We start from the raw sequence: 13,782 nt of genomic DNA, 5'->3' as shown, positions 1-13,782 counted from the left end.
TCTTTCTGTTGCAATATAAAGTCTATTATAACACGAAAAGACTAGCTTTCACTAGCCCAAACCTCCAATTTTATACACAAGCATTTATCTAATAGCTTTTACCTCTATAAATCAAACCCGTGCAATTCAAATCTGACAATTCTCGAAATCCTAAAGAACGATAAAAGGCTAAATTTTTGTCTGACTGCTCTGTTACTAGCTGAATCTGATAAACATCTGCAAAGGTCTCCAGCGTTTGTCGAACCAATTCTCGACCGATACCTTGGCGCTGATAAGACGGAAAAACTAACAAGTCCTGAATGAAAACACTAGAAAATCCGTCTCCGACTGCTCGAAGGAGACCAACTAACTGTTCCCCATCATAGGCTGATACAGAAAACAGTGAATGCTGAAATGCTTGCTTTAACATATCTGCTCGTTCTGTATAGTTAGTCCAGCTAACAGATTGGTAAAGCGGAAGCAAGTCTTCAATAGCAATTTGTCTATTTGCAAAGTAACGAATCATTCTTGTCTCCTTTTTGCAGCCAAATGTGCTGAAAAGCCGCAATGTCCCGATAAGGAGACTGTTGGCAAACTACAAGCTCTACCTCCAGCATCTTTTCCCGCCAGTCATTAGCAGTCTTCACTGCATTGTCTTGCAGACCATAGAAAATTCGGATTCCTTGATAGTCCTGAACATTCAGTTCAATGTCAGCTTTTTGTAATAAGTCTGCTATTTCATAATAGGTTGCTTGCCCCATTGTATGTGATTGATAGGACTTACCTGATAATAAATCCAATGCTAAATTTGTATCATTTGCAAACACAACAGTCTGCATGATTCGCCCCACTTCATTGTGCTTGATGAGAGAAATCTGTCCGCCTTTTTTCAGCAATCTGCTAAATTCAGCTAGGTAAAGAGCTGGTTCATCCACATACTCCAGAACATTGTGACAAATGATAAGGTCAAAACGAGCACTTGGAATTTCCTTCAACAATTCTAGGCTGCCTTGTAGTTGATGATAATGAAAATTCTGCTTCCGCTCTGCAACCATCTCGTCATTTGGTTCTATGGCTGTTACCTGATTGTTTTGTGCTAAAAAATTCGCCACCAGACCAAAACCACTACCGAAATCCAGTACTTCCTTATTTTTTATATGGGCTAGCTGAGCAAAGAGAATCTCATAATAAAGCTTGCCCCATGGTTGATTTACAAATGCCTTGTAAGCTGTCACATCCATAAATTTCTCCTATTTATAATTAAACATTTTACTAGCTAGTTTGTCACCAATATTTGGAAAAAGTGTGTAAAGTTTGTGGGCTGCTTTCAGGGCAAAAGGCATCGTCAGCTCCCGCTTCTTTTTCCCAAAATTGTCCACAATTTGCTTAGCGACGACATCTGCTTCTAAAATATACTTATCAACTGCCTTAACATAACTGCCGTCAGGATCAGCTTTGTCAAAGAAAGCCGTCTTAATTGGTCCCGGATTAACCGTAGTTACATAGACATTGTAAGGCATGAGCTCTAAGCGCAGGGCGTTGGAGAAACCAATTCCAGCAAACTTGGTAGCTGAGTAAAGACTGGATTTGGCGCTGGCAATCAGCCCAGCTGTGCTAACAAGATTGACAATATGCCCATGACCCGCTTGCTTCATCTGCTCTCCGAAAAGACGAGACAGATTCATAAGAGCAAATGTGTTGACTTCAAACATGGCATGAATATCCTCATTGCTAATCTTGTCAAATTCCTCAAAAATACCGTAACCAGCATTGTTGACTAAAACATCCACCTGAGCATACTTCTGGTAAATTTCTTCAGTAAAAGCTTCTAAAGCTTTGTAATCTGTAATATCTAACTCAACTAATTCACAATGAGCATGATTTGAATAAAGTTTTGTTAATTTTGCTAGGCTGCGTCCCACTAAAATCAGCTGGTCATTTGGTAACAACTTCACCATTTCCTGTGCCACACCGCCACTAGCTCCTGTAATAACGATTGTTCGCATGTGTTCTCCTTATTTTTCTTCTAAAAAATCCGTTTGGTTTTCAACCTCAAAAACAAGCGTTTTTCTATTCAATAGACTAATGCTGCAATGTTTAACGTGGAATAGGTTGCTTTTATTTGTCCACTCTATTTGGTTCACTAAATGATAGATAATGTTGATCACTCCACCATGTGTGACTACAATTTGTGTCTCATCTGAATCATCATTTTCCTGCAAGAAGCGTTGAAACCAAGTTTTTATCCGTTGATAAAATTCTCTCGGACTTTCTCCATTTGGATAATGTTCGTCCATTGCAAGACTTCTAAAATAAAGATGAGGAAATTTTTGATCAGCCTCGCTATTTAACATTCCTGCCAAATCGCCATTATTCGTTTCTCGTAAGGCGCTTTCTTTCTCCAATGGCAGTTGAAGCGCCTCTGCTAAAATTGTTGCAGTTGTTTCGGTTCTTTTTAAATCACTCGTAATAATTTTCGTAAAATGATAGTCTTCTTTGTGTTGGACTAAGTAATCTGCTAACGTTTTTGCTTCTCTTTTCCCCTCAGGAAGCAAATCGAGCTGACTCCAGCCACCTCTGTGTTGATCAGAATCTTTCCCATGTCTGACAAATAATAGGTTCATGATTTCCTCTTTCCTTTAAATTTTAAGAATTATCCTTGCCAAAAATTCATAGTTCTACTTCTTCTAAATCCTTGACCAAGTGAACGTTTTTAAAAATGGAACTGGCATCTCTGCGCATTTGACCTATATCTTTTGATAGAAAGCGTGCGCTAATATGATTGAGAAGGAGACGCTTGGCACCAGCTTCTCTAGCAACTTCTGCTGCCTGCATATTAGTAGAATGTCCGTGGTTCTTGGCGATTTTCTCGTCCCCTTTACCATAAGTGGACTCGTGCACCAAAACATCTGCATTCACAGCCAGTCGCACACTGGCATGCGTTTTACGCGTATCCCCCAAAATAGTGATAATCTTGCCAGGTCGTGGAGCTGAAATGTAATCTGCTGCTATAATTTTCGTCCCATCTTCCAGTACTACATCTTCTCCATTTTTCACCTTACCAAAGAGAGGGCCAAAAGGAACACCTGCGACTTTCAATTTCTCAGCATCCAACGTACCTTCCAAATCTTTTTGCATAATGCGGTAACCCACACAAAAAATGCTATGATCTAGTTTCTCTGCATAAACTGTAAATTTATCAGTTTCTAAAATTTTCCCTAAGTGTTTTTCGTCAAATTCGTGAAAATGAATCCGATAAGGCAGGCGCGAACCCGACACTCGCAGACTCGTCATGACAAAATTTTTAATGCCAATCGGTCCATATATTTCAATATCTGTTTGCTCTTCATTAGCTTGAAATGATCGAGTGGATAAAAAGCCCGGTAGACCAAAAATATGATCCCCATGCAAATGAGTGATAAAAATCTTTCTAATCTTTCTGGGACGAATCGTCGTCTCTAAAATGCGATTCTGGGTTCCTTCACCACAATCAAACATCCAAATTTCATTGATTTCATCCAATAGTTTCAAAACCAGACTAGAAACATTCCGAGCCTTAGAAGGCTGACCAGCTCCTGTACCTAAAAATTGTAGTTGCATCTTTTTCTTTCTATTTTTTCTTAATATAAATCATCGCAGAGCGATTCTGAGAACGATAATAAAGCTGACCAGCATAGTCTTGAGCCAACTGAATCAGCTCTTCTTGATTGTACCCTTCCAGTTTCAGGCGACCATCTGCTAGCTTATAAAAATCTGTCAGAGCAGAGAGCGGCTGCTTTTGTACTACTTCTTCAGGAATTGCTGGCACCATCCGAATGACATTTTCCTCTTCATAAACCAGATAGTGAGGGAAAATCTGAGCAATTTCAAAAAGCAAATTGGACTCAATTTCCTCTGGATGTTCCGAGAAAATCAAGCCAATTTCATCCTCATTTTCAAAGCAAAAACCATAAGACTTACCTGAAAGATTCAGGCGAATAAAAGGTTTTTCCTCCTCAAAGCTAGGATGGTCGTTAAAAAGAGCCAATTCTTTACTTAGTTCTAGAAAATAAGTTGTTGCAGCTTCCGGACTCTTTTTTTGATAGAGTTCCGAAAAATACGCATTGATAACACTTGGCGGTGGCGTGATAAAAGTCATTTTTTGCGAATCGGACAGCTTGTCCAGAACCTTTTCTAGGTAAATACGGTCTAAACTCGTAAAGCCACCGTATTTAAGCGCTAAATTGATATAATCAGTCATAAAATTCTTCTAGTCTCCATTTATTTTTTTCTGCTATATAGCCAGAAATCATTTCACTTTCTTCCAGATACTCTCTCTTATCAATGATTGCCAGACTTTCCAATTCATGTAACTTATAAGCCTTGCTAGGACTAACCCTGATACGAAAAGGGACAAAAAGTTCTCTCATCTTATTCAACAGAGCATTCTGCAAAACTGTTCTGCTATTTTCATTTTTCGCCGAAATCAGGACATAGGGAGTTAAGGTTGGAGTGAAGTTCTCTGCTTTGTCTGCTTTATTATAGAGGGTCAAGCGAGGAATGTCTAGCATATCCAAGTCCTTCATAATAGCCAAGACCGTTTTTTCATGTTCTTCGTGGTTAGGGTTGCTGGCGTCAATCACATGAACTAAAAGGTCCACATTTTTACTCTCTTCCAAAGTGGATTTGAAGCTAGATATTAACTCGGTTGGTAAGTCTTGAATAAATCCGACCGTATCCGTCAATGTTACATTGAATCTGCCTGTCAGATTGACGCTTTTAGTTGTCGCATCCAAAGTAGCAAAAAGTTCGTCCGCCTCATATTGACTCTTGTTGGTCAAGGCATTCATAATGGTAGACTTTCCAGCATTAGTGTAACCAATCAGACCGATTTTAAAAACACTAGAATCCAAACGTTTTTCCCGTACAGTTGCGCGGTTTTTCTCTACAATTTTGAGTTGGCGCTCGATATCGTGGATCTGATTGCGAACACTACGACGATTGAGTTCCAACTGACTTTCACCAGGACCGCGGGAACCAATTCCCCCAGCCTGACGGCTGAGCATGATCCCCTGTCCGACCAAGCGAGGCAAGAGATATTTGAGCTGAGCCAAATGAACTTGAAGTTTTCCTTCGTGGCTTCTAGCCCGCATAGCAAAAATATCCAAAATTAATTGCATGCGATCAATAACCTTAACCCCTAGAATTTCTTCCAAATTGATATTCTGGCGAGGTGTCAGACGATTATTGACAATGACGGTGGAAATCTCATCTGCTTCTACCATACGCTTGATTTCTTCTAATTTTCCAGCACCAACAAAAGTCTTGCTATCATACTTCTCTCGTTTCTGAGTGTAAGAGGAAACCACCTGAGCACCAGCAGTCTTGGCTAAACTGGCTAATTCTTCCATAGACATGGAGAAATTTTCTATTCCCTGCAATTCCACTCCAATAAGGATCACTCGTTCCTGCTGTTTTTCTGTTTCAATCATTCAAAAATTCCTCTATATCCTGCATAATCCGCTCTTTGACATTCGGTTCTGAAACCTGATAAAAAGTAGCATTCATGCGATTTCTGAACCAAGTTAGCTGACGTTTAGCAAAGCGGCGAGTATTTTGTTTAAGTTTATTGATAGCTTCCTCTAAGGTCAACTCTCCAGCAAAGTAGGGGAAAAGTTCCTTGTAGCCAATTCCTTTGCTGGCTTGGACATGTGGATAGTTGTCATAAAGCCACTTTGCCTCTTCTAAAAGGCCAGCCCTCAGCATTAAATCTACTCGCTGATTGATACGCTCATAAAGAATTTCTCGGTCATCGTTCAGACAAACCAGCAGGGATTCATAGTCAGGCTGTTTGTTTTCAAGTTCATTCCCCAAATGAGCAATTTCCAGCGCTCGCATAGCCCGCCTACGGTTAATCTGGGAAATTTCCAATCCAAGCTCTGCTATTTTGCCAAATAGCTCCTCATCATTCAAAGAATCTAGCTCAGCTCGATAAGCTAAAATCTCCTCATGAGAAGCTGAACCACCCAGATGATAGCCCTCCAGCAAACTTTGAATGTAAAGCCCCGTTCCGCCTGCAATAATCGGCAGTTTCCCTTTTGCTACAATCATCTCAATAGTAGCCTCTGCTTCCTTTACAAAGTCAAAGGCTGAATAAGACTCGGTCACTTCCCGGACATCTATCAAATAATGAGGAATCCCCTCCTGCTCATCTGGACTGACTTTAGCCGTTCCGATGTCCAGTTTTCTATACACTTGCTGACTATCACCACTAATAATCTCACCATTGAAACGTTTTGCGAGGTCTATGCTGAGAGCTGTTTTTCCGACAGCAGTTGGTCCTACAATTACAATTATCTTGGTTTTCATATTTTCCCTTGAAAAAAATTTAATTTTTCGTTACTATATATTATAACATAAATAAAGTTCAGAAAAGGAGAAATCTCATGGCTAAAGGATTTGTTAAAGGTGTTGTAACTGGCGTAGCTGGTACTGTTGCTGCTGTTGCAGGTGCAGTTTATACATTCAAGAAAAAAGTGATTGAACCTGAAGAAAAGAAAGCAGCTTTCATCGAAGAAAACCGTAAAAAAGCAGCTCGCAAACGTGTATCACACTAATAGCTTATATATTATAAAAACTCCAATGGATAACTCACTAGAAAAATGAGTATCTGTTGGAGTTTTTTTACACGTTCTTTCTCATACTATAAAAGACAGTTTTTTTATTCATAACGCAAGGATTCAATCGGATCTAATTTAGAAGCCTTATTAGCCGGCAAAATACCGAAAACAATCCCGATAGTTGCAGAAAAGAGCACACTTCCGACAGCAGATACTGTCGTAATGGTAGGTGGAGCTCCGAAAAATGCATCCAAACTATGACCGATAGATGCCACGATAAGAGCTGCTAAAGCAAGCCCAATCAAACCGCCAATCGCTGTCAACACCATTGACTCAATGACAAATTGCATCAAGATATTACCACGTGTGGCTCCAAGGGCTTTCCGAAGACCGATTTCACGGGTTCGTTCTGTTACCGATACAAGCATAATATTCATAACACCGATACCACCAACGAGAAGTGCTATCCCAGCAATCGCTCCAAAAACCACTTGTACAATGGCAACCTGACTTTGAATAGCAGCTAATTGACTGGCTTGATCAAACATCTGGTACTCGCCTTCTCTCACACCAGACAATTTTGTCATCAAGCGCGCAGCTGCGCTTCCGTCTTTCAGCACATCATCTAATTTTTTAACATGTACCACGACATTCATAATCTCAGCAACATTGTATTCAGCTGCCAACTGAGTGTTAGCCATTAGTAAATTTCCGTTGTTCATATTGGCTAAGCGATTTCGCGTTTCATTTGGATCTTTATAAACCCCAATCACACGGTAATTATTAGATCCCAGCTGGACAATCTGATTGAGCGCCTTATCTGCACCTCCAAAAAGAATATCAGCTAGTTTCGTATCCAGTAATACAACTCTTGCAAATGTTTGATAATCATTTGATTTCAATGTCCGTCCTGCAACGATTTGGTATTTCTTTACCGTAAAGTAAGTGGAATTGATACCTGTTATAGGAATATTATCCGCCTTTTTCTTACCATAATTTACTGTAGCGGTTGTGTTATTTGTAACATAATAATTGTCAATTCCGCTAATATCATTAACCGCTTGCTTGACCCAAACTTCTTGGATTTGAGGCTCTTCTTCTGTCGAAACTGTCTCATCACCATTTCCACTTTCAGCATCGTCACGCATCTCTTGATACGTCATAACACCATCACCGTTTTTACTTCTCTTGTGTGAGTAAAATAAGGAAACATCTTGCTGTGCACCACCCAAAACATCTGTGAAGGCATTGGACATACCACTTCCTAGAGCCACAATAACCACAACAGACATAACACCAATGATAATGCCCAACATCGTTAAGAAAGAGCGCATTTTATGCCCCATAATGGAGTTGATTGCAAATTTCCAATTCTGCATCATGCTTCTCCTTTCTTACTGTCTGATGAGATGACACCGTCTCGAATAACGATTTGTCGTTTTGCAAAGGCTGCAATCTCAGGCTCATGAGTGACCATGATAATGGTTTTTCCTTCACGATTTAGCTCCGTCAGCAATTCCATAATTTGCTCACCCGTCTTGGTATCCAAGGCTCCCGTCGGCTCATCTGCTAAGATAATGGAGGGATGATTGACCAAGGCACGCGCAATAGCCACCCGTTGCTTTTGCCCACCAGAAAGTTCTGATGGTAAATGGTGCATCCGCGTTTCTAACTCAACTTTTTTAAGATATTGCTCTGCTAAAGCTTTCCGTTTGGATTGAGAAACCCCTGCATAAATCAAAGGAAGTTCTACATTTTGAAGAGCATTTAATTTTGACAAGAGGAAGAATTGTTGGAAAACGAAGCCAATCTGCTGATTACGCACTTTGGCTAGCTTTTTCTCACTGAGCTTGGCAACTTCTTCACCTTCCAAGTAATATTCACCACTCGTTGGGCGATCCAACATACCAATGATATTCATCAAGGTTGACTTTCCTGAGCCAGAAGGCCCCATAATCGCAACAAATTCACCTTCTTCAACTTCTAAATGAACATCTTTCAAAACTTGAAGCTCCTGATCTCCATTGCGATAACTTTTGCTAACATTTTTTAAATCAATGAGTTTCTTCATACGATTTCACCTCTTGACCGTCTTTCAAGCTATCTGTTGGATTGGTGATAACTTTACTATCTTTTGTCAAACCAGATGAGATTTCTTGATTTTTAGCATCTGCATTTCCTAGTGTCACTTGCACTTTTTTTGCAGTTCCTTTTTCTAGTGTCCAAACATAGTTTTTATTGTTTTCAGAAACAACGCTGCTGACCGGCACTAGAATCCCTCTTGTATTGTTTTTTACTTCAACATTGACGGAAAATCCTTGCTTCAAATCACCAATTTCGCTTGTAATATCTACTGTATAGGGGTATTTTGCTCCTGAATTTGCAGTACCTGCACCAGCTGCCGCTGCATTTTGACTGTCTTTCGGATAATTTGAGATATAGCTGATTTTTCCAGTCCATTTCTTATCTGGATAAACCTTGGACGTAATCGTCACTTCTTGTCCGACTGAAAGATTTGCCAGATTATACTCTGATAGCTCTCCCTTCACTTGGAGGTTTCCGTTATTGACAATATGAACGAGTGTTTGATTAGTACCTGTCGTAGATTTAGAAACATCACGATTGACTTCTACTACAGTTCCATTATTTGTACTGATGACAGTCGTTGCATCTAGTAATGCCTGTGCTTTATTGATATTGTCCACAGCATCTGCGCGATTGTCCTGCAAATCCTTTAATTGAGAATCCACCGAACGTTGTGCAGACGCAGTTGTTTTATTATCTGCCGCTTCATCACCCGTCACATCAACAGTTGTTCCATACGTTTTCAAATCATAAATTTGGCGATCAATCTTGTTTAAAGCACGAACAGCAGCATCATATGTAGCTTGTGCTTCAACACTCTTGTATTGAACTAAAGCTTGTCCGGCTGTAACTTGATCTCCAACATTTACAAGAACATTATCCAAATCGCCCTTTGTCCCGTCATAATAGACATATTGCTCATTGTTAGCCGCAACATTTCCTGACAGCAAAACAGATGAAGCAACTGACCCTTCTTTTGCTTTCTGCACTTGAATCGTTTCTTCTTTATCTTTATCAGCAGTACTATTACCATTAAACAATAACATCGTACCTATCGCTCCTAAAACGACAACCACAGTTATACCAATCAAGCTGTACAACTGCCACTTTTTCAATTTTTTCATCTCTTTCTCCTCCTGATGAAAACGGTCTATTTTTTATATTATAACACATACGATTAAAAATAAGATAACATCTATAAGAAATCCTTTACTCTTTTAACATCCGTCTACCTTCTTTCTAGTTATTTTGTATTGTATTAAATATATAATACAATAATACAATCAAATAATCAAGCCTTTTATCAATTTTTGTAGCAGATTTTTGCAATCATTTTCTAAAAACGTTACAATAATTTCATACTACAGATAAAAAGGAGACTCGTATGAGAACATTTGATATCATTGCTATTGGGGGCGGTAGTGGAGGAATTGCGACCATGAACCGTGCTGGAGAACACGGTGCAAAAGCTGCCGTTATTGAAGAAAAGAAATTAGGGGGCACCTGTGTCAACGTCGGCTGTGTTCCTAAAAAAATCATGTGGTATGGCGCCCAGATTGTCGAAGCCATTCGCGATTATGGACCAGACTATGGTTTTACTTCGGATAATCAGCAGTTTGACTTTAAGACGCTTCGGAAGAATCGCGAAGCCTATATTGATCGTGCCCGCAATTCTTACAATAATAGTTTCAATCGAAATGGCGTTGAGTTGATTGAAGGTCGCGCCAAATTCATAGACCGCCATACAGTTGAAGTCAACGGCGAGCTTATCCAAGCCAAGCATATTGTCATCGCAACTGGTGCTCACCCTCATATTCCAGCAGTATCCGGAGCAGAATTCGGTGAAACCTCTGACGATGTTTTTGCATGGGAAAAACTCCCTCAATCCGTTGCCATTCTTGGTGCCGGCTATATCGCAGTTGAACTAGCTGGACTTCTTCATGCTCTGGGTGTAAAAACAGACCTTTTCGTTCGTCGAGATCGTCCTCTCCGCAATTTTGATTCTTATATCATCGATGGTCTTGTGGAAGAAATGAAGAAATCAGATCCTACTCTACATACGCACAAAATACCAGAAAGGCTTGAAAAACTTGAAAACGGAGCGATTCGTATTACCTTCGAGGACGGAACGAGCCACACCGCTCAACACGTCATCTGGGCAACTGGGCGGACTGCAAACACCAAAGGGTTGAATTTAGAGGCGGCTGGTGTTACCCTAAATTCTCGTGGCTTTATAGCAGTTGACGAATTTCAAAATACAGCAACATCGGGTATTTATGCTCTAGGAGATGTTACAGGCGAAAAAGAATTAACCCCTGTTGCTATCAAAGCAGGTCGTACCTTAGCCGAACGCTTATTTAATGGAAAAACTGAAGCTAAAATGGATTATTCTAACATTCCAACTGTTGTCTTCTCTCACCCAGCGATTGGTACAGTTGGCTTGACCGAAGAGCAGGCGATTCAACAATACGGAGCAGAAAATATCCATATTTACACTTCTAACTTTGCTTCCATGTATTCAGCTGTCACCCAACACCGACAACAAGCCAAGTTCAAGCTCATTACAACGGGACCAGATGAGAAAGTCATTGGTCTCCACGCTATTGGCTACGGTGTTGATGAGATGATTCAAGGTTTTGCTGTTGCTATTAAAATGGGAGCTACCAAAGCAGATTTTGATGCGACTGTCGCCATTCACCCAACAGGTTCAGAAGAGTTTGTCACCATGCGTTAATCGTAGAGACGCTTCTCATAAATATCTTCCTCCCAGAGTTTTTCCAATTTTATCTCAATAGTCAGAATGGCTGCCAACGTCTCTGACTATTTTAGTTTACACGATAACTTCTTCTCATTCCATAACTTATTCTTTCATTTTATCTGCTAGGGAGTGGGACAGAACTAAAAGTTTTCGATTTTTAGTTCGTAGTCCCACCCCCGCAAGGGTGATTAGGTGCTCTTCCGAGCTTGAACAGTGAATGAAGAGCCCAATCATAGTGGCTTGCTGTGCAAGGCTGATTTCCCGCCTTCAACAATTCACTGAATTGTTGAAGCTACGTTATTCTACGTTATTCGTTTATTACTAAATCTAATAGAAACTGGGACAATTTTTGCCCAGCCTCTCCTTTTTCCTGTTATTTTTTAGTTGATAAAGAGGTACATTTTGTTATGATAATATTAAAGCGATTTTACGAGGAGGTACTTTTATGCAAAAGACCAAAACAATTCTGACAACTGTCTTACTTATCTTTTTAAATGTCTTTGGACTAATTGCATTTTTGATATTATTCCTTCGCAGTAAACATAAAAGGAAAGCAATATCGCGGAAAAAGTAAATATTTTGATAAAAAGGTGAATTCAGTCTATGCTTTTGCCTTTTTATTTAACCCTTGACATTTCTCTTATTTGTTTTATAATAGTTACCATATCATAAAATAAAGGGTTACAATTATGAAAAAATCATTTACACTCGTTTTACCAGCAATTGGCGCAGCTTTGATAGCCGTTTTTGCTCAGATTACTATTCCTATCGGTCCAGTTCCTTTTGCTTTGCAAAATATGGCAATTGGCTTAGTGGCTACTATTTTTCATCGAAAAGAAGCTCTATTAGCAGTCGCTCTTTATCTTCTCTTAGGCGCTATCGGTCTTCCTGTTTTTGCAGGAGGAAGCGGTGGATTTCAAGCACTTGTCGGTCCCAATGCAGGTTATCTCTGGTTTTATTTGTTCTACGCCCTAATAACAGCTAGTCTAACTTCCAAAAATAGCAGCTTTTTAACGATATTCGTATCAAATCTACTCGGAGATGCTTTGGTTTTTGTCGGTGGTGTACTTGGTTTAATGTTTCTAGCAGGTTTTCAACTTGATAAAGCTATTACAGTCGGAGTCATCCCCTTCATTTTACCAGATTTCATAAAACTGATTGCAATTAGCTTTATCAGTAGACCTATTTTTAAAAGCTTAAAAGATCATCCCTACTTTAAAAATTGATAAAGTTGTCTCACTCCCATTATTAGAACTCACGTGTTGTGGGTTCTTTTTACATTGCTCAAAAAGATTTTTTCATTTTCTTCTTGACAAAAATGACCAACAGTCCTATTATATTTTAAAAAAAAATAACCGACGGTCACCAAAAGGAGCTCACCATGCCTATTAGAAAAGCAGTCCCAAGCGATATTCCAGCACTCAATAATCTCTTAGAGCAAGTCTTGCTTATTCATCACAAGGTCCGACCAGACATTTTCAAAGAGAGTGGTTGCAAATTCAACGATGAACAATTGAAAACACTGATGTCTCAAGAACATACACCAATCTTTGTCTATGAAAATGAAGAAGGTAAAATCTTGGGTCACCTCTTTTGCATCATTAAAGAACCACACAGTCTCGTATTGACACCTATCAAAACACTTTTCATTGAAGACCTTTGCGTTGATGAAAGTGCTCGTGGTCAAAAAATTGGTGAGCAGCTTTGCCGTTTTGCAGAAGAATTTGCCCAAGAAATGGACTGTTACAACTTAACCCTTAATGTATGGAATGATAACGCTGGTGCCTTACGGTTTTATGAACATCAAGGTTTTAAACCACAAGAAACCATCATGGAAAAAGTTTTTAAAAAATAGGAAAAGTTCATGAATAAGAGAGAAGAGAAGAAAACGGCGACAAAGCAGAACATTACGGGTTTTTCTTCGGTATCAATATTATCGGGGTTTCAATCATCAGTATGCTTAATCGTCGGTTAGTTGATCGTTTTTCTCTACGAAATCTCTTGCGCATTGCCACTAGCTGTGCTCTTGCTTTTGCTCTTTTACTACTGTTTAATATTGGAAATTTTCGTAGTCTTTGGGCAGTCGTCTTTCCTATGCTTCTCATTTTTAGTACCAATGGTATCGTTGCAGCATGTTCAAATGCCGCAGCTCTCAATAGCGCAGAGGATTCGATGACAGGTTCAGCAGCCGCTCCCCTTGGCTCTCTCCAATACGGAAGTGGGATCCTTTCTTCCTTGCTCCTCGCTCTTTTTTCAGATGGCACTCCTAAAGCCATGGTAGTCATTATTTTCTAGCCATTCTAGCTTCTACTCTAATGGCTTGGATAGCACGAAAATAAACTATAAAATAAGAAGACAGAG

At 39.6% G+C, this 13,782-nt stretch carries 16 protein-coding genes; 5 read left to right on the top strand and 11 right to left on the bottom strand.

Annotation, left to right across the window (positions count from 1 at the left end; all coding sequences use genetic code 11):
• Nucleotides 1-88 precede the first annotated feature (88 nt).
• Genes IYQ23_RS02940 through miaA form a run of 8 tightly spaced genes read right to left on the bottom strand, consistent with a single transcriptional unit; the run spans nt 89 to nt 6,327 of the window.
• On the bottom strand, nt 89-505 hold the full coding sequence (locus IYQ23_RS02940; RefSeq protein WP_195674025.1) for a GNAT family N-acetyltransferase: 417 nt from the start codon (nt 503-505) through the stop codon (nt 89-91).
• Nucleotides 483-1,220 carry a class I SAM-dependent methyltransferase gene (locus IYQ23_RS02935; RefSeq protein WP_195674024.1) on the bottom strand — a complete coding sequence of 246 codons (738 nt, stop codon included), beginning with the start codon at nt 1,218-1,220 and terminating at the stop codon, nt 483-485. Before IYQ23_RS02935 ends, IYQ23_RS02940 begins: the two co-directional genes overlap by 23 nt.
• Before the next feature lie 9 nt (nt 1,221-1,229).
• Complete coding sequence (locus IYQ23_RS02930; protein ID WP_195674023.1) at nt 1,230-1,985, bottom strand: SDR family NAD(P)-dependent oxidoreductase; 756 nt, start codon at nt 1,983-1,985, stop codon at nt 1,230-1,232.
• Nucleotides 1,986-1,994: 9 nt separating this feature from the next.
• The gene (locus tag IYQ23_RS02925) at nt 1,995-2,603 is read right to left on the bottom strand and encodes a histidine phosphatase family protein (RefSeq protein ID WP_195674022.1); all 609 of its coding nucleotides are present in this window, start codon (nt 2,601-2,603) and stop codon (nt 1,995-1,997) included.
• Between the two features lie 46 nt (nt 2,604-2,649).
• Nucleotides 2,650-3,579, bottom strand: coding sequence for a ribonuclease Z (gene rnz, locus IYQ23_RS02920; RefSeq protein ID WP_117644379.1), 930 nt, complete (start codon nt 3,577-3,579; stop codon nt 2,650-2,652).
• Nucleotides 3,580-3,589: 10 nt separating this feature from the next.
• A complete protein-coding gene (locus tag IYQ23_RS02915) occupies nt 3,590-4,219 on the bottom strand; it encodes a hypothetical protein (RefSeq protein ID WP_022526180.1) in 630 nt (209 codons plus the stop codon).
• Nucleotides 4,212-5,450 (bottom strand): GTPase HflX, encoded by a 1,239-nt coding sequence (hflX, locus tag IYQ23_RS02910; protein ID WP_003029250.1) that lies wholly within the window; start codon nt 5,448-5,450, stop codon nt 4,212-4,214. The genes IYQ23_RS02915 and hflX overlap by 8 nt, the downstream gene beginning before the upstream one ends.
• Nucleotides 5,443-6,327, bottom strand: a complete 885-nt coding sequence (miaA, locus tag IYQ23_RS02905) for a tRNA (adenosine(37)-N6)-dimethylallyltransferase MiaA (protein WP_195674021.1) — start codon at nt 6,325-6,327, stop codon at nt 5,443-5,445. Before miaA ends, hflX begins: the two co-directional genes overlap by 8 nt.
• A 77-nt stretch (nt 6,328-6,404) precedes the next feature.
• Between miaA and IYQ23_RS02900 the strand changes: the two genes are divergently transcribed.
• Entirely contained in the window at nt 6,405-6,575 is a 171-nt protein-coding gene (locus IYQ23_RS02900; RefSeq protein WP_003024081.1) for a DUF3042 family protein, read from the top strand.
• 104 nt (nt 6,576-6,679) lie between these two features.
• Here the strand turns inward: IYQ23_RS02900 and IYQ23_RS02895 are convergent, their stop codons facing one another.
• From IYQ23_RS02895 to IYQ23_RS02885, 3 genes are read right to left on the bottom strand one after another with little or no spacing between them, the layout of a single operon-like run.
• Entirely contained in the window at nt 6,680-7,957 is a 1,278-nt protein-coding gene (locus tag IYQ23_RS02895) for an ABC transporter permease (RefSeq protein WP_018543525.1), read from the bottom strand.
• Nucleotides 7,957-8,649 carry an ABC transporter ATP-binding protein gene (locus IYQ23_RS02890; RefSeq protein WP_003024078.1) on the bottom strand — a complete coding sequence of 231 codons (693 nt, stop codon included), beginning with the start codon at nt 8,647-8,649 and terminating at the stop codon, nt 7,957-7,959. Before IYQ23_RS02890 ends, IYQ23_RS02895 begins: the two co-directional genes overlap by 1 nt.
• A complete protein-coding gene (locus IYQ23_RS02885) occupies nt 8,633-9,787 on the bottom strand; it encodes an efflux RND transporter periplasmic adaptor subunit (protein WP_195674020.1) in 1,155 nt (384 codons plus the stop codon). Before IYQ23_RS02885 ends, IYQ23_RS02890 begins: the two co-directional genes overlap by 17 nt.
• A 260-nt stretch (nt 9,788-10,047) precedes the next feature.
• On the opposite strand from IYQ23_RS02885, the gene gorA reads away from it, so the two are divergent.
• From gorA to IYQ23_RS02865, 4 genes are all read left to right on the top strand, one after another.
• Entirely contained in the window at nt 10,048-11,397 is a 1,350-nt protein-coding gene (gorA, locus tag IYQ23_RS02880; RefSeq protein ID WP_195674019.1) for a glutathione-disulfide reductase, read from the top strand.
• 713 nt (nt 11,398-12,110) lie between these two features.
• Nucleotides 12,111-12,647: a biotin transporter BioY gene (locus IYQ23_RS02875; RefSeq protein WP_021001832.1), complete on the top strand. Its 537-nt coding sequence runs from the start codon at nt 12,111-12,113 to the stop codon at nt 12,645-12,647.
• A 155-nt stretch (nt 12,648-12,802) separates the two neighbouring features.
• On the top strand, nt 12,803-13,276 hold the full coding sequence (locus tag IYQ23_RS02870) for a GNAT family N-acetyltransferase (protein WP_195674018.1): 474 nt from the start codon (nt 12,803-12,805) through the stop codon (nt 13,274-13,276).
• Nucleotides 13,277-13,377: 101 nt separating this feature from the next.
• Entirely contained in the window at nt 13,378-13,716 is a 339-nt protein-coding gene (locus tag IYQ23_RS02865; RefSeq protein WP_195674017.1) for a hypothetical protein, read from the top strand.
• The last annotated feature ends 66 nt before the right edge of the window (nt 13,717-13,782 follow it).

Source organism: Streptococcus sp. HF-100 (assembly GCF_015594635.1).
Lineage (GTDB): Bacteria > Bacillota > Bacilli > Lactobacillales > Streptococcaceae > Streptococcus > Streptococcus vaginalis.
Note: the sequence above shows the minus strand (reverse complement) of the source record. Positions and strands in the feature narration are given on the sequence as shown.

Bases quoted from the DNA above. Each gene is read 5' to 3' on its own strand.
- IYQ23_RS02940 (WP_195674025.1), bottom strand. From the start codon at position 505: ATGATTCGTTACTTTGCAAATAGACAAATTGCTATTGAAGACTTGCTT.
- IYQ23_RS02935 (WP_195674024.1), bottom strand. From the start codon at position 1,220: ATGGATGTGACAGCTTACAAGGCATTTGTAAATCAACCATGGGGCAAG.
- IYQ23_RS02930 (WP_195674023.1), bottom strand. From the start codon at position 1,985: ATGCGAACAATCGTTATTACAGGAGCTAGTGGCGGTGTGGCACAGGAA.
- IYQ23_RS02925 (WP_195674022.1), bottom strand. From the start codon at position 2,603: ATGAACCTATTATTTGTCAGACATGGGAAAGATTCTGATCAACACAGA.
- rnz (WP_117644379.1), bottom strand. From the start codon at position 3,579: ATGCAACTACAATTTTTAGGTACAGGAGCTGGTCAGCCTTCTAAGGCT.
- IYQ23_RS02915 (WP_022526180.1), bottom strand. From the start codon at position 4,219: ATGACTGATTATATCAATTTAGCGCTTAAATACGGTGGCTTTACGAGT.
- hflX (WP_003029250.1), bottom strand. From the start codon at position 5,450: ATGATTGAAACAGAAAAACAGCAGGAACGAGTGATCCTTATTGGAGTG.
- miaA (WP_195674021.1), bottom strand. From the start codon at position 6,327: ATGAAAACCAAGATAATTGTAATTGTAGGACCAACTGCTGTCGGAAAA.
- IYQ23_RS02900 (WP_003024081.1), top strand. From the start codon at position 6,405: ATGGCTAAAGGATTTGTTAAAGGTGTTGTAACTGGCGTAGCTGGTACT.
- IYQ23_RS02895 (WP_018543525.1), bottom strand. From the start codon at position 7,957: ATGCAGAATTGGAAATTTGCAATCAACTCCATTATGGGGCATAAAATG.
- IYQ23_RS02890 (WP_003024078.1), bottom strand. From the start codon at position 8,649: ATGAAGAAACTCATTGATTTAAAAAATGTTAGCAAAAGTTATCGCAAT.
- IYQ23_RS02885 (WP_195674020.1), bottom strand. From the start codon at position 9,787: ATGAAAAAATTGAAAAAGTGGCAGTTGTACAGCTTGATTGGTATAACT.
- gorA (WP_195674019.1), top strand. From the start codon at position 10,048: ATGAGAACATTTGATATCATTGCTATTGGGGGCGGTAGTGGAGGAATT.
- IYQ23_RS02875 (WP_021001832.1), top strand. From the start codon at position 12,111: ATGAAAAAATCATTTACACTCGTTTTACCAGCAATTGGCGCAGCTTTG.
- IYQ23_RS02870 (WP_195674018.1), top strand. From the start codon at position 12,803: ATGCCTATTAGAAAAGCAGTCCCAAGCGATATTCCAGCACTCAATAAT.
- IYQ23_RS02865 (WP_195674017.1), top strand. From the start codon at position 13,378: ATGCTTAATCGTCGGTTAGTTGATCGTTTTTCTCTACGAAATCTCTTG.